Origin of the sequence: Streptomyces sp. R-74717 (genome assembly GCF_047305335.1) — a bacterium.
GTDB lineage: Bacteria > Actinomycetota > Actinomycetes > Streptomycetales > Streptomycetaceae > Streptomyces > Streptomyces atratus.
On sequence record NZ_CP102361.1, the window covers coordinates 3,960,900 to 3,987,325 of the forward strand.

Genomic DNA, 26,426 nt, shown 5'->3' on the forward strand with positions numbered 1-26,426 from the left:
CGGGCCGTTCGCGTTCCGTGCGGCGCGCGGCTACGCAGTTACGCGATGCGCTCGCGCACGACCGGCGTCGGTGTGAACTCCGTGCCCTCCGGGGCGATGTCGTACGAGGAGGGCAGGGCCTTCAGCGCGTAGTCGAACTTCTCGGGGGTGTCGGTGTGCAGCGTCAGCAGCGGCTGTCCGGCCGTGACCGTGTCACCGGGCTTGGCGTGCAGTTCGATGCCCGCGCCCGCCTGCACCGGGTCCTCCTTGCGGGCCCGGCCCGCGCCGAGGCGCCAGGCGGCGACGCCGATGTCGTACGCGTCCAGGCGGGTCAGTACGCCGGTGGACGGGGCCGTCACGACGTGCTGCTCGCGGGCGACCGGAAGCGTGGCGTCCGGGTCGCCGCCCTGGGCGGAGATCATCCGGCGCCAGACGTCCATCGCGGAGCCGTCGGCGAGGGCCTTCTCCGGGTCGGCGTCCTTGAGCCCGGCCGCGTCCAGCATCTCGCGGGCGAGGGACAGGGTGAGGTCGATGACGTCCTTCGGGCCGCCGCCGGCCAGCACCTCGACCGACTCGCGCACCTCCAGGGCGTTGCCCGCGGTCAGGCCGAGCGGGGTGGCCATGTCGGTGAGCAGCGCGACCGTCCGGACTCCGCTGTCGGTGCCCAGCGCGACCATGGTGGAGGCCAGTTCGCGGGCGTCCTCGATGGTCTTCATGAAGGCGCCCGAGCCGACCTTGACGTCCAGGACGAGTGCGCCGGTGCCCTCGGCGATCTTCTTGGACATGATCGAGCTGGCGATCAGCGGGATGGCCTCGACGGTGCCGGTGACATCGCGGAGCGCGTACAGCTTCTTGTCGGCGGGGGCGAGCCCGTCACCGGCGGCGCAGATCACGGCGCCGGTGGTGTCCAGGACGTTCAGCATCTCGGCGTTCGAGAGGTGGGCGCGCCAGCCGGGGATGGACTCCAGCTTGTCGAGCGTGCCGCCGGTGTGGCCGAGTCCGCGGCCGCTGAGCTGAGGCACGGCGGCGCCGCAGGCGGCGACCAGCGGGGCGAGCGGCAGGGTGATCTTGTCGCCGACGCCGCCGGTGGAGTGCTTGTCGGTGGTGGGGCGGGAGAGCGCGTCGAAGTTCATCCGCTCGCCGGAAGCGATCATGGCGGCGGTCCAGCGGGCGATCTCCGTACGGTTCATGCCGTTCAGCAGGATCGCCATGGCCAGCGCGGACATCTGCTCGTCGGCCACCTCGCCGCGGGTGTAGGCATCGATGACCCAGTCGATCTGTTCGGGGGTCAGCTCGCCCCGGTCGCGCTTGGTGCGGATGACGGAGATGGCGTCCATGTCCTGGGAGTCCTTCCGGCCGGTACGTACGTACGCAAGAGTCCTGAATGACTCTACGCGCATAGAGGGTTGAGATGGGGGTGGCCCTCCCGACGGGCAGGAGGGCCACGGTGGTGCTGCTGCAGATGGTCTCTACTTCAGATGGTCCGGTCCGAACGCCTGCGGCAGCATCTCGTCGAGCGTGCGCAAGCCGTCCGGCGTCTCCAGGATCAGCTCCGGCCCGCCGAACTCGTACAGCAGCTGCCTGCACCTGCCGCACGGCACCAGGATCTCGCCCGCCCCGTCCACACAGGTGAAGTGGGTCAGCCGCCCGCCGCCCGTGGCGTGGAGCTGGGAGACCAGGCCGCACTCGGCGCACAGCCCGATGCCGTACGAGGCGTTCTCGACGTTGCAGCCGGACACCGTACGGCCGTCGTCGACGCGGGCCGCGGCGCCGACCGGATAGTGCGAGTAGGGAACGTACGCACGTGTCATGACGGACCGCGCGGCGCTCCGCAGCGCCGCCCAGTCGACCTCCGCGGCGGCCGTCACTTGCCCTGACCCTTCCGGTAGACGAGGCCGTCCGCCTTCGGCATGCGCAGCCGTTGCGCGGAGAGCGCGAGCACGAGCAGCGTGGTGACGTACGGGGCCGCGTCGACGAACTGGCTCGGCACCTGGTCCGTCAGCGCGTACCAGGTGAAGAGCAGCGCGGAGACGGCTGCCGAGATCACCGCGGCCACGTACTTCTTCTGGTACAGCTTCCAGAGCACCACGACCACCAGCAAAATCGCCAGCAGCAGAAGCATCGCGTGCACGTTCTCGGCGCCGCCGCGCAGCTTGAGGCTGTCGGTGAAGCCGAAGAGGCCCGCGCCCAGCGCCATACCGCCCGGCATCCAGTTGCCGAAGATCATCGCAGCGAGACCGATGTAACCGCGGCCGCCCGTCTGGCTCTCCTGGTAGATGCCGGTGGAGACGATCGCGAGGAAGGCACCGGCGAGTCCGGCCATGCCGCCGGACACCACGACGGCGATGTACTTGTACTTGTACACGTTGACGCCGAGCGACTCGGCGGCAACCGGGCTCTCGCCGCAGGAGCGCAGCCGCAGACCGAACGAGGTGCGCCACAGCACCCACCAGGTGCCGGGGATCAGCAGCAGTGCGACCACGGTCAGCCAGGACAGGTTGGTGATCAGGCCACCGACGACTCCGGCGATGTCGGAGACGAGGAACCAGTGTCTCTGCTGGAGATCGATCAGCCAGTCCGACAGCCCCGGAATGGTGATCCGGTCGATCGCCTCGATACGTGGCGACTGTTTGGAGGAGCCTCCCTCGACACCGTCGAAGGCGAAGTTGGAGAGGTAGCGGGTGAGCCCGGCGGCGAGGATGTTGATGGCCACACCGGAGACGATGTGGTTCACCCCGAAGGTGACGGTGATGATCGCGTGCAGCAGGCCGCCGAGGGCGCCGCCGAGGATGCCGAACAGGACACCCACCCAGGGGCCCCACTGGAACCCGGCCCAGGCGCCGAACCAGGTGCCCAGGATCATCATGCCCTCGAGGCCGATGTTGACGACACCCGCGCGCTCCGCCCACAGGCCGCCGAGCCCGGCCAGACCAATGGGGACGGCCAGTTCGAGGGCACCGGCGACCTGACCCACGGAGGTCACGTCGTTGGCGCCGCTGATCAGACGGACCAGCGAGACCAGGGCGAGCCCGCCCGCGACGATCAGCAGTACGACGGGCAGGGTGAGCTTGCGGCGACCGCCGCCCTTCTTGGGGGCGACGCTTGCGGCGGCGACTTTACTGGCGCTCACAGTGCGGCCTCCTTCTCGGTCGTGAGGGCATGACCGGCGGCGAGTTCCTCGCCGACCTTCTGCTGCTGGCGGCGGGTTCCGTAACGGCGGACGAGTTCGTAACTGACAACGACCGAGATCACGATCAGGCCCTGCATGATCGTGGCGATCTCCTTCTCGTACCCGAACTGGTCGAGAGAGGCGGACGTCTTGTCCAGGAAAGCGATCAGCAGCGCGCTGAAGGCGATGCCTATCGGGTTGTTCCGGCCGAGCAGGGCGATGGTGATGCCGGTGAAGCCGATTCCGGTCGGGAAGTCGAGGCTGTACGTGTGCGTGTCACCGAGGAGCGTCGGCATGCCGGCGAGGCCGGCGACGGCTCCGGAGATCAGCATCGAGGTGAGCACCATCTTCTTGGCGTCCACTCCGGACGCCTGGGCGGCGCTCTCGCTCTCGCCCGTGGCCCGCAGGTCGAAGCCGAAGCGGGTGCGGTTCAGGACGAACCAGTAGATGACACCGCAGGCCGCCGCGACGAAGGTGAATCCGTAGATCTCCCCCGCCTCCGCTCCCATGGACAGGCCGGGGAACCAGGCGGACTCCGGGATGTCGCCGGTGGTCAGGTTGTTGGAGCCGGCGGGCTGCACACCGAAGTTCTTCGGCAGGATCAGCCAGGCGACCAGCGCGGTCGCGATGGAGTTGAGCATGATCGTCGAGACGACCTCGCTCACTCCCCGAGTGGTCTTGAGGAAGCCGGCGATGCCTGCCCAGAAGGCGCCGACCAGCATCGCGACGATCACGATCAGCGCGATCTGCAGCGGTCCCGGAAGGTCGACGCTCGCGCCGACCAGCGCGGCCATCATCGCGGCGAGCCGGTACTGGCCGTCGACGCCGATGTTGAAGAGGTTCATCCGGAAACCGATGGCGACCGCGAGGGCGGCGAGGTAGTACGTACCCGCCTGGTTGATGATCAGCACCTGCACGTCGACGTACGCCGCCGAGTCGAACATCAACCGGTACGGCTCGAAGGGGTTCTTGCCCGAGGCGAGCAGCACCACGGTGGTGAGCGCGAAGGCGACGACCAGGGCGAGAACGGGGCCGGCGAAGCCCAGGATCAGCCGGTCCTTGTCGAATTTCTTCATCGGTCCTCGTCCTCCGGTGCTGCCTCGAGATGACCGGTGGCGGCGCCGGTCATGGCCGAGCCCAGTTCCTCCGGGGTGATGGTGCCGGGGTCGGCGTCGGCGACCAGCCGACCGCGGTACATGACGCGCAGGGTGTCGGAGAGCCCGATCAGCTCGTCCAGGTCCGCCGAGATGAGCAGAACAGCGAGGCCCTCGCGGCGCGCCTCGCGGATCTGGTCCCAGATCTGCGCCTGCGCGCCGACGTCCACACCGCGGGTGGGGTGCGCGGCGATCAGGAGCTTCGGGTTGTGGCTCATCTCCCGGCCGACGATCAGCTTCTGCTGGTTGCCGCCGGAGAGGGAGGCCGCGGTGACCTCGATGCCGGGGGTGCGGACGTCGTACTCGCGCACGATCCGCTCGGTGTCGGCGCGGGCCGCCTTGATGTCCAGCAGCCCGCCCCGGCTGTTGGGCCGTTCCGTGACATGGCCGAGGATCCGGTTCTCCCAGAGGGACGCCTCCAGCAGTACGCCGTGCCGGTGGCGGTCCTCCGGGATGTAGCCGATGCCGCTCTCGCGTCGCTTGCGCGTGGGAACGTGCGAGATGTCGTCGCCGTCGAGGGTGATCACTCCGCCGTCGGGGTCCCTCATGCCGATCAGGGCCTCGATCAGCTCGGTCTGGCCGTTGCCCTCCACACCGGCGATGCCCAGTACCTCGCCCTTGTGGATGGTGAGGTCGATGCCGGCCAGCACGTCACGCACCGCACCGTCCGGATCGGTCACGGTGAGCGCGAGGTTCTCGACGCGCAGCATCGGGGTGTCCGTCACCGTGGACTCACGGGTCTCGGGAGAGGGCAGCTCGCTGCCGACCATCAGCTCGGCGAGCTGCTTGGTGGTGGTGTTGGCCGGGTCCGCGGTGCCGACCGTCGTGCCGCGGCGGATCACCGTGATGTCGTCGGCGACCGACAGGACCTCGCCCAGCTTGTGCGAGATGAAGATGACCGTCAGGCCCTCGGCCTTGAGCTCGCGCAGGTTGTCGAAGAGCGCGTCGACCTCCTGCGGCACGAGCACGGCGGTCGGTTCGTCCAGGATCAGGATGCGCGCGCCCCGGTAGAGGACCTTGAGGATCTCCACACGCTGACGGTCGGCGACACCGAGGTCCTCGACGAGGGCGTCGGGCCGGACCCCCAGACCGTACGCGTCCGAGATCTCCATGATCTTCTTGCGTGCGGCGGAGCCGATGCCGTGCAGCTTCTCACCGCCGAGAACCACGTTCTCCAGGACGGTGAAGTTGTCGGCGAGCATGAAGTGCTGGTGCACCATGCCGATGCCGCGGTCGATGGCATCGGCCGGGCTGCCGAACGCCACCTCGGCCCCGTCGATCGTGATGGTGCCCTCGTCCGGCTTCTGCATGCCGTAGAGGATCTTCATCAGTGTGGACTTGCCGGCACCGTTCTCACCGACGAGGGCGTGAACCGTGCCCTTGCGGATGGTGATGTCGATGTCCCGGTTGGCGACGACACCGGGGAAACGCTTGGTGATGCCGTGCAGTTCTACGGCGGGGGGGCTGGACGCGTTGATGACGCACTCTCCTTGGCCGGACAGGAGCGGGGGCGGAGGGGCAGGGGCGGGGTGAAGTTATCGCGCCGGAGGGCTGTCTACACGCGTAGTGCTACCGAATCGTGAGGCGCATATGCACAAGCACATGGCGGGAGACCGGGGCGGCCCCGTGCTGGAGAGACGCTGTGACGGGCGGAACTTCTCGGACGGACACCCCGTGAGCCCGGAGCAGCATCGAGGTGCGCTCCGGGCTCTGGGGAACCAGCCGTACGGCAGTTGCGGTGACGCAGGTGCCGTTACGGGGTGGTCTTGACGGTGACCTTGCCGTCGATGATGGCCTGCTTCGCCTTGTCGACAGCGGCGATGACGTCGGTCATCTTGGTGAAGGCCGGGTTGGAGTCGGCCAGGCCGACGCCGTCCTTGTCCAGGCCGTAGCGGACCTCACCGGACTGCGGCTTGCCGTCCTTGACCGACTTGATCAGGTCGAAGACGGAGTCCGCGACGTCCTTGGTGACCGAGGTCAGGATCTGGCCCTTGTAGGCAGCCAGGCCCTTCTGGTTGTACTGGTCGGAGTCCACGCCGATGGCCCACTTGCCCGCCTTCGCGGTGGCCTCAATGGACCCGGAGCCGGCCAGACCGGCCGCCGCGTAGATGACGTCGGCCTTCTTGTCGAGCTGCCCCTGGGCGGCGGCCTTGCCGAGGTCGGGCTTGGAGAAGCCCTCGTAGTTCGGCGGCTGGGTCAGGTACTGCGGCAGGACCTTCACAGACGGGTCGGTGTCCTTCACGCCCTGCTCGAAGCCCGCCTGGAACTTCTTGATCAGCGGGGTCTCCACACCGCCGATGAAGCCGACCGTCTTGGACTTGGTCACCTTGGCCGCCGCGACACCGGCGAGGTACGAGCCCTGCTCTTCATTGAAGACCATGTTGGCGATGTTCTTGCCGGTCTTCGAGGCGTCATCGATGATGCCGAAGGTGGTCTTCGGGAACTTCGCCGCGACCTTCTCGATGGCGGGCGCGTACGCGAAGCCGACGCCGATCACCGGGTTGTTGCCGGCGCGGGCCAGCGTGGTGAGACGCTGCACCTTGTCGGCGTCCGCCTCGCCGTCCGACGGCTCGGCCTCGGTGCCCTTGTAGCCGAGTTCCTTCTCGGCCTTGGCCAGGCCGGCGTAGGCGGCATCGTTGAACGACTGGTCGCCGCGTCCACCGACGTCGTACGCGATGGCCGTCTTGGCTTCCTTGGAGTCGGAACCAGCATCCGACGATGTCTTACCGCCACAGGCCGTGGCGCTGAGTGCGAGCGCCGCGGACGCAAGGCCCACGGTGGTGATCCGGGTGATCCGGCGCAAGGGAAGGCTCCTTCAAACCTGACCGAAGCGCCTCTTCCGGCGCTGGTTTCGCGGCGATCGTAACGCGCGTAGATGTCAGATAAAGCCCTGTACGGAAGCCGTTATCGGATCGTCGCGTACGAGGGGCGACCTGCCCGGCTACAGGTGGTTGCCATCGAGTTACACGGAGGCGATGAACGGCTCGACGACAAGGTACCCCGTTGCGTGGAAGACACTGATCAGCCGACCAGGACAGGGGTACGGCACTCAAGGTCCGCCTGGCCACCGCATGTCACCGCGGGGCGCACTCCCGGCCGACCGAGGACATCACGGGCGAACCGCCGAACCCAAAGCGTTTCGAAACCCGAGCGGGCAGGGAAATCGGAATTCTAAATTCCGCAGATGCCACAAGCGTGCGAAGGTAAAGTTTCTTGCCATGGACGGCAAAGTGTTGATATAAATCGACCACCAGTTGATCAAGTCGGGGTGTCGCAGCGCCAATCATCCTGAATGCGCAGAGCAGAAGAAATCAAGTTTCCGAGAATCCTGCCTGCGCGACCGGACCGACCAAACGGGAACTCCGGATGATTCCTGCAGTCGCGCTGCACCCCATTTCACAAAGGGGAACTGTGAAAAGAGCGCTCACCGCATCCTGCCTCGCTCTCACTTTCGCGACCGCGTCATTCGGTTTCGCACCAGCCGCCTCCGCCGGCGGCAGTGTCGGGAACTGCGACACGTGGATCACGTACAGCTCACCCAACTACGGAAACGCCCGCTGCACCGAAATTGCAATGTTCGACAAGTTCCGAGCGAAGATCACGTGTATTGACCCCCATGGGAAGCAGTGGCTCGCCTACGGCCCATGGAAGAAGAACGGTCAGACTTCCAAGGGGAAGTGCTCAACCGACACGAATGTTGGCGTATTGAAGGTCGGCGTCAGCTACAGCGGCTAAAGGCTGTCCCGTAATCCCTGGTGGACCAGTGTGCGGCGTCAGATGCGGTGCATCGCAAGGCGGAGGGGCGCCCGAATACTGGATGTATTCGGGCGTTCCGACAACGCGGCGAAGTGCCGTAGCTGACGCCGCACGCCCGCCAGGGATTCCGGGACAGGTTTCTCTCCCTGGCTACCGCGACCTCTCTGTCAGGGCGAACCACTCATTGGGTCACCCAATGAAAGAAAGCGGACCGCATTCGTCCTCGGTGATCACGAGGGCTGTAGTGCTCAGCGCCCGCAACCATTACCAGCCGGGCCCACCAGGCCTTCGAAACACATGGAAGGGCAACCTTGAAGAAGGCACTCGTCTCAGCATTTGGCGCTGCGATCGCAGTGGCATCCTTGATTGTCGCACCCAGCGCCTCGGCAGCTGAAGTCGGCACTCAGGATATCGATTGCGACACGTGGTACAAAAAAACCTCTCCCAACGTGGGATATGCAAAGTGCACCGGAATGCTCCCCTGGCCCCTTGAAGGTGCCCAGGTGAAGCTCACCTGCATCGACCCTCACGGAAAGCAATGGCTCGTCTATGGCCCGAGGAAGGGCAATGGGAAGACGTCCAGTGCGAAGTGCTCGACCGACACCAACGTCGGCATCTTCAAGGTAGGCGTCAACAGGACTCGTATCTGAGGCCCGTTGAGAGCGGTTGAAGAATGGGAGGCGCCCGCGAACTTACGGGCGCCTTCCCGCCCATCCCGGCTCAGGCAGAGTTGCCGTCCAGCTGTGCGGCCGCGGTGAACAGCTCCACGGCGACCGTGATGGCCTCCTCGTCGGCGTCGAAATCGCCGCGATGCAGGTCGAGACGGGCGGTGTCGCCGGGCGTGCGCACCCCGAGCCGGGCCATGGCGCCGGGGACGTGTTCCAGGTACCAGGAGAAGTCCTCGCCGCCCAGGCTCTGTTCGGTGTCCTCGATCGCATGCGATCCGCGGCGCGCGGTCATCGCCGAGGTGAGCAGATCGATCACGGCGGCGTCGTTCACGACGGGCGGGACGCCCCGGACGTAGTCGATCACCGTCTTGGCGCCGTGCATCCCGGCCACCTCGTCGATCGCGGCGTGCACCAGGTCGGGGGCCTCCCGCCAGGCGGCCAGCTCCAGGCAGCGGACGGTGCCGGACAGTTCGGCGTGCTGCGGGATCACATTGCAGGCGTGGCCGGCCTCCAGCCGCCCCCAGGTGACGGCGAGCCCGGCGCGCGCGTCGACCCGGCGGGCCAGCAGCGCGGGCACCTCGGTGGCGACCTTGGCGGCGGCGGTGACCAGGTCGGTGGTCAGGTGCGGCCGGGCGGTGTGGCCGCCCGGCCCGTCGAGCGACACCTCCAGCCGGTCGCAGGCCGAGGTGATCGCCCCGACCCGCAGCCCGATCCGCCCCACGTCCACCTTCGGGTCGCAGTGCACCCCGATGATCCGCCCGACGCCCTCCAGCGCCCCGGACAGGATCGTGTCGGGCGCCCCGCCGGGCAGCACCTCCTCGGCCGGCTGGAAGATCAGCCGCACCGGGTTCGGGAGCAGCCCCCGCCGGTCCAGTTCGGCGAGCACGAGCCCGGCACCGAGGACCGAGGTGGTGTGGATGTCGTGCCCGCAGGCATGCGCCCGGTCGGGGACCGTGGAGCGGTACGGGACGCCCGCCTTGGTGTCCGGGATGGGCAGAGCGTCGATGTCCGCGCGCAGAGCCAGCATGGGCCGCGGGTCGCCGCTCCGGCTTCCCACGTCACAGATGAGCCCCGTCCCCGTGTCGAGCACCCGGGGTGCGAGCCCCGCCTTCTCCAGCCGGGCCTTGATGGCCGCGGTGGTACGGAACTCCTGGTTGCCGAGCTCGGGGTGCATGTGCAAGTCGCGCCGGAAGGCGATCAGTTCGGCACGCAAGGGCTCGGGCAGAGTGCCGGGCAGCGCCTCATCCCCGGGCAGCCGGTCATCGGAATCACGGGACATCAACTGGTTCACCTGGTGAAGGGTAAGGCCCTTGACCCCTCAACTGACCACAGATCAACAAAAGTTCAGCCGCATAGACGAACAAAATGTGGCGTCGGAGCGTGTGGCGTGAGATGGAGGTGGGTAAACTCGCCCATTTTTCTACTGGCTGCGGCGCACCGGCAGCAGCGCCAGGCCGATGCACAGGGCACCGACCGGACCGGCAGCAGATCCAGGTTCGTGACTCCTCCCCGCCCTGAAGAGCGGGGCTTCTCGCTATGCCGGTTGGGCTTCGCGACGGACCAGCCCGGCCCGCAGGACGTTGAGAGCCCCGACTGTGTCGGCGTGTGCGCTGTGGCCGCATGCGACGCAGTGGAACTTTTCCTGTGTAGGCCGGTTTTCCTTCGCGGTGTGCCCGCATTCGGGGCACGTACGGGAGGTGTTGCGGGGGTCCACGGCGACCACTTCCCGCCCGGCGCTTTCAGCCTTTGCGTGCAGGATCGTCAGGAACACCCCCCAACCGGCATCGTTGATCGAGCGGTTCAGCCCGGCCTTCGCGGCGGCACCGTTGGGCAGGAAGGTGCCCGGCTGGTCGGGGTCCGGCTTGGAGGCGGGGGCCCTGCTCATGTTGCGGATCTTGAGATCTTCGTGCGCAATGAAGTCGTGCGCGCGGACCAGGCCGAGGGCGGTCTTGTGCGTGTGATCCAGGCGCTGACGGCGCACCTTGCCATGCAGTTTGGCCACCTGCTCCACGGCCCGCCGGTGGTTGGCGGTGCGGTCCTTCGCCTTCCGGCGCGGGAACCGGGACAGCGCCTGCTGGGCGGCTTCGAACCTCGCGGCAGCGCGGCGTCCGTGCCTGGGGTTCTCCACGAACCCGCCGTTGGAGTCGGCGAGGAAGTTGGCGATGCCCAGGTCGATGCCGGCCACGCTGCCCGTTGGCGGCAGTGGCTCGGGCCGCTCCTGCTCGGCGGTCAGCACGACGAACCATTTGTGACCCTCGCGCTTGACGCTGACCGTCTTGACCTTGCCCACTGCGGGCCGGTGCTGGTTGACCTTGACATGTCCGACACCCTGAAAGCGCACGCGGGTGACAGGGTCGTGCGGGGTGGAATCCCAGCGGCAGCCGTCCCCGTCCTTCGGGAACTCCACCGTGTCGAACCAGTTCACCCCACGAAAACGCGGGTATCCAGGTGTCTCCCCAGCCTTGATCCGCCGGAAGAACGCCGCAAACGCCTTGTCCAACCGGCGCAAGGTCGCCTGCTGCGAGGAGAACGGCCAACGCCCCTGACGCTCCGGGTCGAACGTCCGAATATCCTTCAACTGCGCCGACTGCATCCCGTACTTGATGCTCGTCTTCGATACATGACGGTAGGCATCACGCCGTTCCTGCAGGGCGCCGTTGTAGAGCGAGCAGTGATCTCGCAGCATCTCACCGAGCGCCTGGCCCTGCCGGGCGGTGGGCCGCATGAGGAACTTGTACGCACGAATCACCCAGCCACCGCCCTTCGGTCAGTCCGATCAACATAGCTGGCGCCACTGACAACGCAGAGCACTCCGGCGCTCCGCGTCTCCGGCCCAAGGATCGCATTCCCGCCCGGCCTGAAGGCCGGGATTCCCTGCGAAGATCAGGGATGGCCGTCAGCACGACCCCGGCCAGTACCGCGACGGGAGCCCACGCCCGGACCAGGTCCCGGCGGAAGAGCGCGAGCAGGGTGACGAGGGCCAGCAGTCCGAGCCAGAACAGCAACGGCACCGCCGTGTAGACCAACGGCATCACACCGGGTACGTCCTGCACCCGCCCGAACAGGTCGCTCATGGCCTGCTCGTCCGCCGCGACGAACCCGACCACCAGGTCGATCACCGCCTGGACCGCCACCGCCGCCGCCCCGACCAGCCCGGCCCAGGCCGCCACCTCGACGGCGGCCCGCCTGCCGCCGCGCACCACGGCGGTCTTCCGCAGCCCCAGGAACACCGGCACGAACACGAGCCCCCCGGCCAGGAACAGCAGGTGCGCCAGCGTCCACCACACCCCGGGCCCGTAATCACTGACGGCGCGCCCGGTCAGCCGCACCGCTCCGTACCCGGCCATCAGGGCCGGCCCCGCGAGGAACCCTGTCTTGGCCATCGCGCCCTGTCGCTCCATCAATTCCCTTGTGTACATGCTCCGATGATCGATCTCACGCCTCCCTGGCCACCATCGGGGCTTCCCCCCGACAAACCCTGGCCCGTGGGGCACTCGGGAGTCAGGGTGCCGTCAGGGCACCTGCTTGCACCGGCCGAACGCGGTCGGTTCCGGAGCGGGGTCGGCAACTGCCTCCGGTGACCGGCCAGGAGTGGTTTCGGACAACATGACCGTGCCCTTCTCCGCACGCGGTCCGCATCACGACCAGAGAGGGCACAACGGCACGAGAGGCGACGGGCGGGAACGTTCCCGGGCGCGGGCCGACAACAAGGGATTGCGACCGGCTCACTCACGGCCGCGATCGCCGCCGCTCAACGGGTGGCTGACATGTCCTGACGAAGTCTTGAAATGCACCCCGCCATTCACACTTTCCGCCGATTGTGTTCATACGATGACCAATCGATGACGGGCGGCGCACAGGAAGTAGTGCGTTCGCCGGTCACGGATGTCCAGACGCATGTGGCACCGGGCCTGGCGTCCAGGCCCGGGGGTGTGTCCTGTGTCGAAGATGTCTCGCCGGACGGCGATAGGAGCCTTCGGGGTCGGTGCTGCCGCGATCACCGGGTACCGGATGCTGGGTGAGTCCGGCTCGACTGCGCATACCGGCGACAACCCCGTGGTGCGGGAGAACCGCGCGACCGGCTCGCGAGAGTGGGCCGTGGGCCGGGGCGGCACGAAAAACGTGATGGACGAACTGGTCCAGATTCAGGGCTACGCGTCGAAAACCTCGGTGAGTTGTGGTGAGTCGATCGACTTCCACCTGTCGTCGCACCTCGCCCAGGAGTGCACGGTGGCGATCTACCGCATCGGCCATTACGGCGGATCGGGCGCCCGGCATCTGGTGACGAGTGACCGGGTGAGCGTGCGGCCCCGGACCAAGCCGGGTGCGGCTGCCGGTACCGGGCTCATTGCCTGTGACTGGCCGGTTGCGTGGACGCTGGATGTCCCGAAGACGTGGGTGTCGGGGATGTACCTGGCCGTATTCACGTCCCAGGACGGCTACCGCAGCCACACGCCCTTCGTCGTACGTGATACCGCACGCCGCTCCGACATCCTGATGGTCGTGCCCTTCACCACCTACCAGGCCTACAACTTCTGGCCGTTCGACGGGCACAGCGGAAAGAACCTGTACAGGGGGTACGCCGACGGGAAGTGGGGCGGGGTCGACGAACGCGCTTTCAAGGTCTCCTTCGACCGGCCCTATCCGCGGTCGGGCCTGCCTCGCTGGTTCAATTTGGACACCAGCGCCGCGCGGTGGGCGGAGAGCGCCGGTTACGACATCACGTATGCCAGCAGCGTGGATCTGCACGACGGACGGATCGACCCTTCGAAGTACCGCGTCATGTTGTTCTCCGGGCATGACGAGTACTGGTCCGAGGAGATGCGCGACTGCGCCGAGGGCGCCGTCGACGCCGGGACCCATCTCGCCTTTCTCGCCTCGAACAACATCTACTTCCACATACGTCTCGAAGACTCCGCCGACGGCCGGTCGGGCCGCGTGGTGACCTGCTACAAGGAGACCCCGGACCCCGAGCCGGGCGTGGCCGGCCCCACCGTGCGATGGCGTCAACTCGGCACGAAGCACCGGCAGGCGGAGCAGGGGCTGCTGGGCGTCCAGTACAACGGCATCGTCGACGAGCCCGTGCCCCTGGTGGTCCGCCGGAGCGGTCACTGGTTCTGGTCGGGCACCGGTCTGCGGGACGGCGACGAGATTCCGGATCTGGTCGGTGTCGAGGCAGACGGCTTCGATCCGTCCATGCCCCGGCCCGCGGAAAGCGAACAGACGCTGCTCTCCGCGTCCCCGTACATCGACCGCATGGGCCGCGGCCGCACCGTCCAGAACACCAGTCTGTGCGAGAACAGGCAGGGCACGCTCGTCTTCGCCGCCGGGACGTTCCACTGGCCGCTGGCCCTCGGCGAACCCCGGCACCTCAACCCGCATGTGCAGCGGGCCACCCGTAATCTCCTGACCCGCATGCTGGAGCACCCGGGCAAGTGACGCGGCCGGGCGGTCCGGCCGCGAGGCTGCAGCGGTTACGCCTCCGTGACCGCCGTCACCCGCCAGGGCGCCAGGCGCTGGACGTCGCGGGCCGTTTCCGTGACGCCGCTCAGGAAGCCCTGGGCGCGCGGGGATGCCGTGTCGCGGAGCCATTCCGGGGCGATGTCGCAGACCGCGACCTTGACGTCCGTGCCGACGAGGGCGAGGGGCAGGGTGTGGACGACCGTGGAGGGGAAGCTCAGGACCGTACGACCGATGGGGCCGCGGCGGGCAATGAGTTCCAGGGGGAGGTCGGGGCGGACGATCTCCAGGCCGGTGGCGGCTTCCAGGGCGTGGAGCTTGTCGGTGGACTCGCGGCGGTGGGCGAAGTAGCGGGTGGCCCCATGGGTGCGGGCCAGGGCCGCGACGGCCTCCAGGTACTGGGCCTGGTCGACCACGCCCGTCTCGACGAGCGAGGTGCCGACCAGGTCCGCGCCCTTGGTGAGCAGCGGCGGGCCGAAGCGGGCGCGGGTCCAGGCGAAGGTGTTGGGGGTGACGGTGACGCCGGGCGGAGCCTCGACCGGCATCGCCGTGAAGACCTCGACCGTACGGGTGGCGGACGGGGTGAAGCGGCTGCGGGCGCGGGCCGTGACCGGGGCCAGGACCAGTTCGCGCGGGCCCGAGCTGCCCTTGCGGTGCCAGCGCACCAGGCGTTCGCCGCGGGCCAGTTGGGCGACGAACTCCATGGTGGCCGTGCCGTCGTCGACCACCGTGAGGCGGCGGGCGCGGACCATGGTGAGCAGGAGCTGGACATAGCGGGAGAAGGGGTCGCCGATGACGATCCGCTCCGCCCTGCGCAGCAGTCCGGCCAGTGAACGCAGGGTCTTCAGGGGCGCGCCGGCGCCGCCGCGCGCCTCCTGCCAGCGGACGTTGACGCCCTCGTCGCGGGCCAGCTCCGCCATCCGGCGCAGCTGGCCGCGCGACATCGGGTCGACCGGGGGGAGGACGACGACCGTGATGTCCGTGAGGACATGGTCGTCGCCTCCCTCTGTGTAGGCCCACTCCAGGACGTTCAGGAGCTGGACCGGGCTCTCGACGAAGGCGAGGTTCACCGGTCGGCCCGTCAGACCGCGACCGGCTCGGCGGCCGGGGCCGTCTCGGCGCTCTCGGCGACGACGCCCGCGACCCGGCGGAGCTTCTTCATCGGGCCGAGCTCGGACTCGTACACCTTCTTGATGCCGTCGCCGAGCGAGGCCTCGATGGTGCGGATGTCGCGGACGAGGCGGGTGAGGCCCTGCGGCTCGACGGAGGCGGCCTGGTCGGAGCCCCACATGGCGCGGTCGAGGGTGATGTGGCGCTCGACGAACGCGGCGCCGAGGGCGACGGCGGCGAGGGTCGTCTGGAGGCCGGTCTCGTGGCCGCTGTAGCCGATCGGGACGTTGGGGTACTCCTGCTGGAGGGTGTTGATCACCCGGAGGTTCAGCTCCTCGGCCTTGGCCGGGTACGTCGAAGTGGCGTGGCAGAGCAGGATGTTGTCCGATCCCAGGACCTCTACCGCGTGGCGGATCTGGCGCGGGGTCGACATGCCGGTGGAGAGGATGATCGTGCGGCCGGTCGCCCGCAGGGCACGCAGGAGTTCGTCGTCGGTGAGGGAGGCCGAGGCCACCTTGTGGGCGGGGACGTCGAACTTCTCCAGGAAGGCGACGGCCTCGGTGTCCCACGGGGAGGCGAACCAGTCGATGCCGCGCTTGGCGCAGTGCTCGGAGATGGTCCGGTACTCGGCCTCGCCGAACTCGACGCGGTGGCGGTAGTCGATGTACGTCATCCGGCCCCAGGGGGTGTCGCGCTCGATGTCCCACTGGTCGCGCGGGGTGCAGATCTCCGGGGTGCGCTTCTGGAACTTGACGGCGTCGCAGCCGGCTTCGGCCGCCACGTCGATCAGCGCGAGGGCGTTGTCGAGGTCGCCGTTGTGGTTGATGCCGATCTCGCCGGTGACGTAGACGGGCCGGCCCGGGCCCGCGGTGCGGGTGCCGAGGGTGCGCAGACGGGAGGTGCTCATGAGGTGCGTTCCTTACTTGGGGGCTGGGGGGTTGCTTGGGGGATGAGTTACTTGGGGGACTGGGTGGGAACTGTGGTCGTGAGAGTGGGGCCCAGCAGCCAGGCCGCGATCTCGCGGATGGCGCCGAATCCGCCGGGGGTGGTCGTGACGGCGCGCGCTGCGGCGCGGACCGAGTCATGGGCGCTCGCGACCGCGACGGGCCAGCCGGCCAGCGCGAAGCACGGCAGGTCGTTGACGTCGTTGCCGACGTAGAGGACGCGTTCCGGATCGATGGACTGCTCGTCGCACCACTGCTTGAGCGCCAGGTCCTTGCGGTCGATGCCGTGCAGGACCGGGATGCGGAGCTTGTGGGCGCGGGCCGCGACGACCGGGTTCTGTTCCGTGGAGAGGATCAGCAGCGGCATTCCGGCCTTGCGCAGGGCCGCGATGCCCAGGCCGTCGCCGCGGTGGACGGCGACGATCTCGCGTCCGTCGGCGTCGATGAGGACCCGGTCGTCGGTCTGCGTGCCGTCGAAGTCGAGGACGACCGCGTCGATGTCGTCCCGGGTGGGCAGCGGTGAGGGGTCCAGGAGCGGCGCGAGGGCGCGGGCGCGGGCCAGGTCGTGCGGGTCGTCGATCTCCAGGACCCGGGCGGCGTCGGTGCGCACCAGGGCGGTGTGGCCGAAGAAGCGGTGGCGGTGGATACGGAAGCCCGCGGCGTTCATGGCGTACGCGGTGCCGGTCTCCAGCAGGTCCTCCGGGCGGTCCTGGCGCATCTGCCGGACGGACTTGTCGTGGTTGACGCCGTAGTTGTCCTCCTCCAGCGCACTGCCGTCGCGCCAGAGGAAGCCGTGGAACGGGGCGACCGTGACCGCCGTGTCGGCGCCGTCACGGGCGACGGCCGCGGCGACGCCGTCGATGTCCTCCCGCACGACGAAGGGGCTGGTGCACTGGACCAGCAGCACCACGTCGGCCTTCCGGTCGTGCATCGCCTCGTACGCGTCCAGTGCGTGCAGCACCGCGTCCTCGCTGCTCGCCTTGTCCCCGGCGATGGCCGCCGGGCGCTGGACGATGTGGACCCGGTCCGGGGCGCCCAGCGTGTCGCCGGCGGCGCGGGCCGCGTCGGCGATGGCCGCGTCGTCGGTCGTCACGACGACGTCCGTGACCTCGCGGGAGGCCAGGCAGGCGCGTACGGCACGGGCGACCAGCGGTACGCCGCCGACCTGGGCGAGGTTCTTGGCCGGGACGCCCTTGGATCCGCCGCGGGCGGGGATCACGGCGAGCACGGTGGGCGGCGTCATCGCTGCTCCTGGTGTCGTGGTGGAAGTGGAGGTGTTCACAGCTCGCCCATCCGCCGGATGACGGGGGCGACCCGCTGCACGCCCTGCCGGTACGCGCCCCGCGCCGCTTCGCGTACCGCGTCGCGGACCGCGCCGCGCACTCCGCCGGCCTCGCGGGGCCGTTCGGCACCCGGCAGTGGGTGGCCGTCGGGGGCCAGGTGGTGGCGGGCGAGGATGCCGGGGAGGTAGCCGGGGGCGGTGGCGGGTGTGTAGTACGGGGCGAGGTCGGGCAGGCGGGCGGCGGCGAGCAGGGCTTCGACGCGTGCGCGGGCGTTGTCGTAGGCCGTGGCGTACGTGCCGTCGGCGGCGACGCCCTGGCCGGCCAGCCATGCGCCGTCGGGCTCCGGGCGGTGGCCGCCGTCCAGGTGGTCCCAGGAGGTGAGCAGGCCGGAGCCGATGAAGTGGTGGTTGCCGAGGGCCTCGCGGACGCCCAGGTCGGTGAGGATCGCGGTCGGGATGCGCCGGTGCAAGGACTCCAGCGCGGCGGTCGAGGAGACCGTGACCAGCAGGTCGGTGCGGTCCAGGACCTCGCCCATGTGCCCGTACACCAGACGGAAGTTGGGCGGCAGTCCGCCGGGCAGCTTCTCCGCGAGCCGCTGGTACGGGAGTTCCTCGATGTGCGTGGTGTGCTCACCGGGCTTGGAGCGCAGCTTCAGCAGCACCTCGCGGTCCGGGTGCAGCCTGGCGTGCTCGACGAGCCTGCGCAGCAGATACGTACGGTCGGCGCGGGAGGCCGGTACGGAGGGCTGGGCGGCGAAGACGACCGTGTCGCGGCCCGCCTGCGGGCGGTGCGGCTCGCCGCCGAGGAACGGCAGTGCGGCCTCGGTGACGGCCGAGGCGTCGGCGCCCACTCCCTCGTACACCGCGCGGAAGCGCTCCGCGTCGTGGCGGGAGTTGGCGAGGACGATGTCCGCGCCGTGCCGCAGCAGCAGTCCGTCGGCGAGCTTCTCGTAGACGACGCCGACATAGCCGGTGACGACGACGGGCCGGGCGGGCAGCCGCAGCGCGGCCAGACCGTGCAGCATCGCCTGGACGGCTCCCCCGACGAGGGCGAGTACGACGACGTCGTATCCCTCGTCCCGGACCGTGTGCAGGAATTCGACGGCCGTCACCTCGCGCACCCGGTCGGCGTCGATACCGACATCGCCGACCTCGGCGAGCTGGCGCGGGGTCGGGGTGGCCCGGCCGCGCAGCAGCAGTCCGCTGATCTCGACGCGCTGCGCCGACGTCCCGGACGCGCCGGCGGTGAGGCGGCGCGCGGTGAGCGCGCCCCATTTCCAGCGGGTGTCGGAGTCGGCGAGTACGGCTACCCGGAGGGCGGTCGTCTTATCGGTACGTGGGGGCACGTCCCAGAACTTAGGAAGGCATTTCGATGGGCGGCCCAACACGGCGGCAACAAATGGTTAACAGCCCACCGACGATTGGCTAATCGACCCGGGAAATGGCCGGGCAACCCACGGATTCACGCCGGTTCACTATTCCCACATGCGCCGTTCACCCACAGTCTTTTTCCGGGACAAGGTAAATGCCGAACCCGCCCTTAGCGTGACTCGGGTGGTTAAGCTCTCCGTCATCGTGCCGTTCTACAACGTGCAGACATATGCCCCCGACACCCTCAGAAGCCTGCGTGCCAACGCGCACGAGGACTTCGAGTTCATCCTCGTCGACGATGCCTCGACCGACGGGACCGCGGACATCCTGCGCCGGGCGCGGGACGAGATCCCGGGGGTGGTCCTGAGGCGGCACGAACACAACCAGGGGCTGGCGACCGCCCGCAACACGGGTCTCGACGCGTCGAGCGGGCGGTACGTCACGTTCCTCGACGGCGACGACTGGCTGGCTCCCGGACACTGCGCCGCCCTGGTCGACGCGATGGACCGTCTGGATTGCGACTTCATACGGACCGACCACGTGCAGTGCACCGCCAAGGCACGCACCGTGCGCCGGGTGCCCCACGGCCTGCGCGACGTGCCGATGCGTCCGCGCGACGCGATTCTCCCGGTCGGCCGCACCACCTCCGTCGACTACCCGTTCGCCTGGGCCGGTGCCTATCACCGCCGCCTGGTCGAGCGCGGTCTGATCCACTTCACGGACGGGCTGCGCACCGCCGAGGACCGGCCGTGGATCTGGCGGCTGCACCGGGAGGCGGAGTCGTTCGCCGCGGTCGGGCTGCTCGGCGTGTTCTACCGGCGCGGCGTCGCCTCCTCGCTCACCCAGATCGGCGACATCCGGCAGCTCGATTTCATCCGCGCGTTCGATCAGGTGCTGGAGGAGACCGCGCAGGATCCGGAGGCCGACGCGCTGCTGCCGAAGGCCGTACGCACCTACTGCGCGATCATCTCCCACCACCTGGCGGAGATCTCCAAATTCGAACCGGCCGTGGCCCGCCGCCTTCTCACCATGAGTGCGGCCGCGCTGCACCGTATGCCGCAGAACATTCTGGAAGAGACGATCAACTCCATGGGTACCGACAGGTCCGCCCGACTGCGGCGGCTGCGCCGCCGGCCCTTCGCAGGTGCGGGGGCCACCGCATGACCACCCAGATCTTCTGCGTGTCCACCCTCTACGGTGCGGCCACCGTGGCCGCGGCCATCGACGCGGGCCTGGTCCGGCCCGCGGACCGGCGCGCCCTGCTGATCAGCAACAACGCCACCGTCCCCGAGGTCGCACCGGCGCTCGACACGATGCCGGGCTTCGAGGCGCTGCGCGGCCGGTTCGACGACGTGCTCTCCTGGAACGCGGCGATCGAACCGTTCCATCCGTCGGGCTGGTCCCCACGGCCCGAGGACGTCCCGCTCTGGGAACGCCATCTGCGCAGGCTGTGGGAGCTCGGCGACGACGACGTCGAGCTCACCGTCGAATCCATCCAGGTCAACCCGGCTCTCGCCGTCACCGGGATCTTCATGGGCGCGGCCGTGGATGTGTACGCGGACGGGCTGATGAGCTACGGGCCCACCCGGATCAAGCTCGATCCGCTGCTCGGTACACGCGTGCGCCGGCTTCTCCACCTCGATCTGGTGCCGGGCCTGAAGCCCTTGTTGCTGACGGAGTTCGGCGTGGAGTCGCAGATCATCCCCGATGACACCTTCCGCAGGGTCCTCGGGGAAGTCGCAGCGGTCTCGCCCGCGCCGGAGGTCCCGTACAACAGTCCGGCGCTCCTTCTCGGCCAGTACCTCTCGGCGCTGAAGATCCTCACGACGGAGGAGGAAGAGGAACTCCACCTGCGGATGCTGCGTGGCGCCGCGGCGCTCGGGCACCGGCAGATCGTCTTCAAGCCCCATCCGACGGCGCCCGCCCGCTGGTCCCGTCTCCTGGAGTCCGAGGCCGGACGGCTCGGTGTGGAACTCACCGTTCTCGACGTACCGGTGCTCGCCGAGACGCTGTACGAGCAGCTGCGCCCGGCACTCGTCGTGGGCTGCTTCTCCACCGCGCTCTTCACCGCCCGGCAGCTGTACGGTCTGGACACCGCCCGCACCGGGACGGGAACGTTGCTGAAGCGCCTGACCCCGCTTCAGAACAGCAATCGTGTACCGGCGGTTCTCGCCCACACCCTGCTGCCCGAACTCGAAACGGGGCGCACCCGGACGCCCGGGGATCCGGGCCGGCTCGTGACCACCCTCGGGTTCATGATGCAGCCGCGGATCTACCCGCATCTGAGGCCGGACGCCACCGCGTATCTCGAGGACGGCGTCACACCGGACGAGCAGCAGTTCTTCTCCCGTCGCAAACTGACGGTGCTCGGGCTCCCCGGTGGTCTGCCCGGCAGACTCGCCACGCTCTCCCGCAATCCGGCCCTGCGGCGGACGGCGCGCCGTGCTCGCCGGCTGGGGCGGACCGTACTGCGCTGACGGGGGCCGCTCGCCCGGATTCCGGACGAGCGGCCGGCCGCGCCCACGGCCTTGATGCCACGCCGAGAATGTCAAGAGCGCCGCATCAGCCACGTTGACGATCGACAGAAAATCCGATTGACATTCATTGCGGCGCGCGGAGCCACCGTATCCCCCGGCCGTCGCACGGCGTGTTCGCCGCTCCCTTTTCCTTATCGAAGGAAATTCCCCTCGGGCATGAGGGAAATCCACCGCGCGTTCACCGCCGCACATGTCCGGATCACGATCACCGAAAAGAACACCCATTGTGGACTCATCACCGGCTCTGCGATCGTGCTCGGCGTTCCCAGGATGGTCACGTGCGCCTTCCTGCACATCGGAATCCCGAGAGGACGATCGTGTTCCACATCCGTGGTTGCGGGCGCACGCGGCGCGTCGGCCCTCCGGGGCCCGCGCCGCGTGCGGCCCGTCCCGGCCCGGCGGCTCAGCCGAGGATCCGGCTCATCCCGAGCCGCGCCCACAGCAGGCCCGCACCGAACGCCAGCAACGTCGTCGCCGCGGTCACCGCGACGACCAGTGCAGCGGCCACCGGCAACGTCAGGTCGGCGGAGACGAACAGGTCGGTGAGCACGCCGAGGATCAGGACGTGGACCATGTAGGCGCCGAAGGAGGCGTCGGCCAGCCGGGTCAGGAGGGGACGCAGCCCTTCGGGAACCCTCAACCGGTGCAGGGTGAGCAGCACACCGACGCTGAACAGGGCCACCAGCACACTGGCGTACGGAATCGCGTAGTGGACCTTGTACTGGTACACGATCACCGCAGCCAGCGCCGCCGCCGTCGGCAGCAGCCACAGCAGGCGTCGCTTCCCGACGGCTCCGGCGGGCAGCGCGAACAGGAGCGCGCCGAGCACCGCGTAGATCAACTGGTACGGGCCGAAGCCCCAGCCGAAACGCGGCACGTCCCAGCCCGTGACCGAGGAGAGGTCACCGAAGAGCGACGGTGCCGCGGCCAGGACCAGGAGCGCCGCGCCCAGGCCCCACGGCCGCTTGCCCGCCTTCACCATCGTCGCGAAGGCCAGGAGCATGATCACGGGAATGTAGGCGTACAGGTACCAGAGGTGGTAGGCGGGACGCACCGAGGCGAAGACCGAGTCGAGCGCCAGGTCACCGACCGGATCGTCATTGGTTCCGCGCCAGCGGCCCCACGCCAGGTACACCGCCGTCCACACGGCGAGCGGCAGCGCGATGCGGACAATGCGCTGCCGCAGCCGCGCACCGTCCGTCGGCGGGGCGCCGACGAGGACGACCCACCCGGCGATCGCGAAGAACAGGGGCACGGCGAATCGGCCCGCCGAGTCCGCCGCCAGCCCTGCCCAGTAGGTGCCCGAGCCGCCCGACGGCTTGCGGCCCACGACGTTCACGAACGCGGAGCCCGTATGGCAGAGGATCACGCCGACCGAGCAGAGCAGTCTGATGAGATCGATGTCGTAACGGTGCTCGCGGCGCGGGCGGGCCTCCTGGACCTCTTCGGCCTGTGGGTCCGTTGATGCCGGTGAGGGCGAGGAGGCCGGTGTTCCGGCCGGGGAGACGGTGGATGACATGGTCTTCGAAGGCTATGAACGCACCGCCGCCCGGGGAACTCCGGCGAGGTGAACAGTCACTTCCTGCGGATGGCGCGGAGGTGAAGGACGCGTGCCCGCTGAGCAGCCATCACCGACTCAGGGTGCTGCGGGTGCGCCGCACCGTCCGGCGCAGTCGGGCCGCGGTGCCCTCGGCGCTGCCACCGGGCAGGGAGAGCTTGCCGAGACGGCGGCGCTTGAAGTAGCGCTGGGTGCTGACGTCCAGCCGGTCCCGCAGCCAGTCCTCCGCCTCACCGCGCAGTTCCGGGTGGAGTTCGGACTGCATGCAGTAGCCGACCGTGCGGACGAGGGGGCCCAGGGTCGCCGGTGAGCTGGGCGGCAGTGCGGGAACGTCACCGCTGCCGTGGTCCTCCAGATCGGGCACGAGGTGGTCGACGATCGTCAGCGGAATGCGGTTGCTGTTCTCGTACGGGGCGAGGCGGTCCAGCACCCGGCCCGTGCCGACGCGAGCGACGGGAATGCCGTAGTACGCCGCGGCGGTGAGCATGGCGGTCGAGAAGCAGCCGACGACGAGCGCGGGTGCGCACCTCTCGAAGAGGGTCTCCGCCAGCAGGGGTGTGTCCATCGTGACGAGCCGGACCCCGGCCTCGGCGGCGGCGCGGTCCAGGGCGTCGGAGTAGCGGGCGGGGGCGGTGGGGTGGGGCTTGAAGAGGATGGACGTGTGGCCGGCCCGGGCGGCCCCGCGCAGCATACGGATGTGCAGGTCCTCCTCCTCGTCGGCGGTGAGGATGTCGAGGGCGGCCAGGTACTGGCCCAGGAGTACGGCGGTGGGGGCCTGCTCCACCGCCTCGGTGAGCTGCGGGTCGCCGTCCGCCGCCCCGGCGATCTCACCGAGGACCTTGCGGAAGGCGTCCGCCGGTACGAGTTCGGGCTCCACGTCGAATTCGGACAGGAGCATGGGCCTGAGCCCGGGCACCAGGTCGAGGTGGAGCACGCGCTGGACCCGGCAGCCCATCGTCTGGGGCAGCTTGGTGCGGGTCGGCCCATAGCTCATGAGGCCGTCCGCGTAGACGTGCAGGGTGCTCTCGGAGAAGATCGCCCCGAGTGCGCGGGCCGGGTCGACCTGGATGGATTCCAGAACCAGTTCGACGGGTTCCTCACCCAGTCCCCAGGCGAGCCGCAGTGCGCGCTGCCACAGCACGACGTCCTCGGCACGCGGGCCCCAGGCGCCCGGGTGGTACGGGCGGATCGCTTCGTTCCAGCTGACGACGGAGTCGAAACGGGCAGCGATGCGGTCGTAGCCGAGCATCGCGTCCAGCCCGGCGGCCGTCTCCGGTACCGGGGCGTTGTTGGACACCAGCAGGATCCGGCGGCTCTCCGCCGGTGGTCCGAACTGGCCGGCGTCGAGCGCGGCAGCGAGCGTGGCGGCCCCGTACAGGGTCGACACCTGGAAGATCTGGGTGCGCGTAGGCATGGGTCAGGCGGCCTTCTGCTTGTCACGCAGGCGTCGGAGCAAGGTGCTGCGCTTCGTGTCCATCGTCATCAGGGTGTGGTCCAGTACGTGCTGGGGCATGCGGTGCAGCGCGGCGATCGACTCCCGTCTCAGGCTGCGGGCGGTGCCGGCCTCGTATTCGCCCGCCTTCTCACTGTGGAAGGCGATCAGCGCGCAGTACGTACGGACCGCCTTGGGCAGGAGGAGTTCCGCGTCCCGGTCCTGCGCCAGCTCCTCCAGCAGGGTGTCGTACGCGGGGAAGAAATCCAGTTGGCGGGAGTCCTTGATCTGGGTCAGCGAGGTGGTGACACCGCGCCGGTAGAAGATCCCGTGGAGCCCCAGGACCGCGCAGGTGCGTGCCCGCAGATGCAGCCGCCAGGTCCACAACCGGTCCTCGGCGGTGCGCAGGGCGGAGTCGAAGCGCAGGGCGCCGTCCTCGAAGAGCCGTCGGTGGTAGAGCCCGGCCCAGACGAAGGGGTAGTCGACCATCGTCTCCATCGTCGGGTACGCGATCCCCGCCCGCGGGTCCGTCGCCCTGTCCCGCACCCGGGCGGGGGCGCGGCGGATCACCCGGCTGGTGCCCGTCGCCTGGACGTGGTCGTTGCGGACGAAGTCGACGCCCAGTTCCTCCACTGCTTCCAGGAGCCGCGCCAGGTGCCCGGGGGCGTACCAGTCGTCGCCGTCGAGAAAGGTGAGGAACTCACCGCTCGCCGCCTCGATTCCGCTGTTGCGTGCGGCGGCGATCCCCACGTTCGTGTCGTGCCGGATGACCCGGGCCTGCGGGAGTCTCGCGGCCCAGCGGTCGATGACGGACGGCGTCTCGTCCGTGGAACAGTCGTCGACCAGCAGGAATTCGACGTCCCCGGCCGCATTGCGGGCAAGACTGCCCAGCGTGGTGTCGGCATACGGGGCGACATTGTGGAGCGGTACGACAACGGACAGTTTCGGCACGCCGGCCCTCGCCTTCGATCTTGTAGCCGCTGAACGTAATCAGCCCCGTCGAGGACGGAGTGGCCACTGGGGCGACGGGTGGTGAACGCTGGACGACGCTCACGTGACGCCTGACGCGACGGCCGGCTCGACGCCTGGCTCGACGGCCGGGGTACGGGGTACGAAGGCCTTCAGCGCACCCCGTACCGTGCCTCGCTGCCCTGCCTCTGGCCCCGCTGGGCGTCGCCGCGGTCACACGCTGCTGAGCGAGAGCTTCGCCGCGAACCCCAGGAACAGCAGACCGGCCGCCGAAGTGGCTCCCGCCGACAGCCGCTTGCGGCGGCGGAACACGGCAGACAGGCGAGTGCCGCTGAATATCAGCATCGACAGATAGAGGAAGCTGGCGATCTGCAGCAGCGTGCCCAGCACCAGGAAGGACAGCGCCGGGTAGGCGTAGCCTGGGTCGACGAACTGCACGAAGAACGAGATCAGGAACAGGATCGCCTTCGGGTTGAAGAGGCTGACCACCAGCGCCCGCCGGTACGGTCGCTCCATCGCCGCGGCGGCCTCGGGTCCGGCGGTCTCATCGGTCAGCTCGGCCATCCGCCGGTGCCGCTCGCGCCACATGGCCACCGCGGCCCGCAGCATGCCGATCGCCAGCCAGGTCAGATAGCCCGCACCCGCGAACTTGACGACGGCGAACAACACCGGCGTCGTCTGCAACAGCGACGAGGCCCCCAGCGCGGACAACGTCATCAGCACGGTGTCCCCGGTCCACACCCCGGCCGCCGCCACATAACCGGTCCGCACACCGCGCCGGGCGGCGACGGACAGCACGTACAGCGAATTCGGCCCCGGCAGAAGAACGATCAGCACCAGGCCGGCGAGATAGGTCGGAAGATCGGTGACACCCAGCATGAAACGGAGTGTCGCACGCGGGTACGACACTCCGTTCGGGGGGTTCGGGGAAATCCGGGGTTGTGAGCTGCTGTCGGTTTGCTGAGCTGAAGTGCGTTGTAGTGAGCAGGAGTGGGTCCTGTCGGCGGCTTCGCGGGGTGGGAACGGAAGTTCTGGGA

General features: G+C 69.0%; 21 protein-coding genes. 4 read left to right on the plus strand and 17 right to left on the minus strand.

What is annotated here, in order from left to right; genetic code table 11:
* Positions 1-38 precede the first annotated feature (38 nt).
* The 6 genes from NRF20_RS17830 to NRF20_RS17855 form a co-directional block, all read right to left on the minus strand.
* Positions 39-1,316, minus strand: coding sequence for a thymidine phosphorylase (locus NRF20_RS17830; RefSeq protein WP_413752880.1), 1,278 nt, complete (start codon positions 1,314-1,316; stop codon positions 39-41).
* Between the two features lie 132 nt (positions 1,317-1,448).
* Positions 1,449-1,847: a cytidine deaminase gene (locus NRF20_RS17835; RefSeq protein WP_114246244.1), complete on the minus strand. Its 399-nt coding sequence runs from the start codon at positions 1,845-1,847 to the stop codon at positions 1,449-1,451.
* On the minus strand, positions 1,844-3,109 hold the full coding sequence (locus tag NRF20_RS17840; RefSeq protein WP_266358530.1) for an ABC transporter permease: 1,266 nt from the start codon (positions 3,107-3,109) through the stop codon (positions 1,844-1,846). The genes NRF20_RS17835 and NRF20_RS17840 overlap by 4 nt, the downstream gene beginning before the upstream one ends.
* Complete coding sequence (locus tag NRF20_RS17845) at positions 3,106-4,224, minus strand: ABC transporter permease (protein WP_413752882.1); 1,119 nt, start codon at positions 4,222-4,224, stop codon at positions 3,106-3,108. Before NRF20_RS17845 ends, NRF20_RS17840 begins: the two co-directional genes overlap by 4 nt.
* Positions 4,221-5,804 (minus strand): ABC transporter ATP-binding protein, encoded by a 1,584-nt coding sequence (locus tag NRF20_RS17850; protein WP_413754571.1) that lies wholly within the window; start codon positions 5,802-5,804, stop codon positions 4,221-4,223. The genes NRF20_RS17845 and NRF20_RS17850 overlap by 4 nt, the downstream gene beginning before the upstream one ends.
* A 251-nt stretch (positions 5,805-6,055) precedes the next feature.
* Positions 6,056-7,105 (minus strand): BMP family lipoprotein, encoded by a 1,050-nt coding sequence (locus NRF20_RS17855; protein WP_413752883.1) that lies wholly within the window; start codon positions 7,103-7,105, stop codon positions 6,056-6,058.
* A 1,264-nt stretch (positions 7,106-8,369) separates the two neighbouring features.
* On the opposite strand from NRF20_RS17855, the gene NRF20_RS17860 reads away from it, so the two are divergent.
* Positions 8,370-8,708: a hypothetical protein gene (locus NRF20_RS17860; RefSeq protein ID WP_413752884.1), complete on the plus strand. Its 339-nt coding sequence runs from the start codon at positions 8,370-8,372 to the stop codon at positions 8,706-8,708.
* Positions 8,709-8,778: 70 nt separating this feature from the next.
* Here NRF20_RS17860 and NRF20_RS17865 read toward each other — a convergent pair whose 3' ends face one another.
* From NRF20_RS17865 to NRF20_RS17875, 3 genes are all read right to left on the minus strand, one after another.
* Complete coding sequence (locus NRF20_RS17865) at positions 8,779-10,005, minus strand: amidohydrolase (RefSeq protein ID WP_413754572.1); 1,227 nt, start codon at positions 10,003-10,005, stop codon at positions 8,779-8,781.
* A 255-nt stretch (positions 10,006-10,260) separates the two neighbouring features.
* Positions 10,261-11,475, minus strand: coding sequence for an RNA-guided endonuclease InsQ/TnpB family protein (locus tag NRF20_RS17870; protein ID WP_413752885.1), 1,215 nt, complete (start codon positions 11,473-11,475; stop codon positions 10,261-10,263).
* Entirely contained in the window at positions 11,414-12,145 is a 732-nt protein-coding gene (locus NRF20_RS17875) for a hypothetical protein (RefSeq protein ID WP_413752886.1), read from the minus strand. The genes NRF20_RS17870 and NRF20_RS17875 overlap by 62 nt, the downstream gene beginning before the upstream one ends.
* Positions 12,146-12,674: 529 nt before the next feature.
* On the opposite strand from NRF20_RS17875, the gene NRF20_RS17880 reads away from it, so the two are divergent.
* A complete protein-coding gene (locus NRF20_RS17880; protein ID WP_398631218.1) occupies positions 12,675-14,165 on the plus strand; it encodes a N,N-dimethylformamidase beta subunit family domain-containing protein in 1,491 nt (496 codons plus the stop codon).
* A gap of 35 nt (positions 14,166-14,200) precedes the next feature.
* Here NRF20_RS17880 and NRF20_RS17885 read toward each other — a convergent pair whose 3' ends face one another.
* The 4 genes from NRF20_RS17885 to NRF20_RS17900 are packed head-to-tail and all read right to left on the minus strand — an operon-like array spanning position 14,201 to position 18,868.
* The gene (locus tag NRF20_RS17885) at positions 14,201-15,256 is read right to left on the minus strand and encodes a hypothetical protein (RefSeq protein ID WP_398631219.1); all 1,056 of its coding nucleotides are present in this window, start codon (positions 15,254-15,256) and stop codon (positions 14,201-14,203) included.
* Between the two features lie 11 nt (positions 15,257-15,267).
* The gene (locus NRF20_RS17890) at positions 15,268-16,203 is read right to left on the minus strand and encodes an N-acetylneuraminate synthase family protein (RefSeq protein WP_398631220.1); all 936 of its coding nucleotides are present in this window, start codon (positions 16,201-16,203) and stop codon (positions 15,268-15,270) included.
* Between the two features lie 47 nt (positions 16,204-16,250).
* On the minus strand, positions 16,251-17,483 hold the full coding sequence (locus NRF20_RS17895) for a cytidylyltransferase domain-containing protein (protein ID WP_398631221.1): 1,233 nt from the start codon (positions 17,481-17,483) through the stop codon (positions 16,251-16,253).
* A gap of 35 nt (positions 17,484-17,518) precedes the next feature.
* The gene (locus NRF20_RS17900) at positions 17,519-18,868 is read right to left on the minus strand and encodes a DUF6716 putative glycosyltransferase (protein WP_413752887.1); all 1,350 of its coding nucleotides are present in this window, start codon (positions 18,866-18,868) and stop codon (positions 17,519-17,521) included.
* Positions 18,869-19,076: 208 nt separating this feature from the next.
* Between NRF20_RS17900 and NRF20_RS17905 the strand changes: the two genes are divergently transcribed.
* The gene (locus tag NRF20_RS17905) at positions 19,077-20,057 is read left to right on the plus strand and encodes a glycosyltransferase family 2 protein (protein WP_398631223.1); all 981 of its coding nucleotides are present in this window, start codon (positions 19,077-19,079) and stop codon (positions 20,055-20,057) included.
* Complete coding sequence (locus NRF20_RS17910; protein WP_398631224.1) at positions 20,054-21,370, plus strand: polysialyltransferase family glycosyltransferase; 1,317 nt, start codon at positions 20,054-20,056, stop codon at positions 21,368-21,370. The genes NRF20_RS17905 and NRF20_RS17910 overlap by 4 nt, the downstream gene beginning before the upstream one ends.
* A gap of 463 nt (positions 21,371-21,833) precedes the next feature.
* On the opposite strand, the gene NRF20_RS17915 is transcribed toward NRF20_RS17910, so the two are convergent.
* From NRF20_RS17915 to leuE, 4 genes are all read right to left on the minus strand, one after another.
* Positions 21,834-22,949 (minus strand): acyltransferase, encoded by a 1,116-nt coding sequence (locus tag NRF20_RS17915; RefSeq protein ID WP_413752888.1) that lies wholly within the window; start codon positions 22,947-22,949, stop codon positions 21,834-21,836.
* A 109-nt stretch (positions 22,950-23,058) separates the two neighbouring features.
* Positions 23,059-24,402 (minus strand): polysialyltransferase family glycosyltransferase, encoded by a 1,344-nt coding sequence (locus NRF20_RS17920; protein WP_413752889.1) that lies wholly within the window; start codon positions 24,400-24,402, stop codon positions 23,059-23,061.
* A gap of 3 nt (positions 24,403-24,405) precedes the next feature.
* A complete protein-coding gene (locus NRF20_RS17925; protein WP_413752890.1) occupies positions 24,406-25,371 on the minus strand; it encodes a glycosyltransferase family 2 protein in 966 nt (321 codons plus the stop codon).
* 231 nt (positions 25,372-25,602) lie between these two features.
* Entirely contained in the window at positions 25,603-26,268 is a 666-nt protein-coding gene (gene leuE / locus NRF20_RS17930; protein WP_398631228.1) for a leucine efflux protein LeuE, read from the minus strand.
* Between the last annotated feature and the right edge of the window lie 158 nt (positions 26,269-26,426).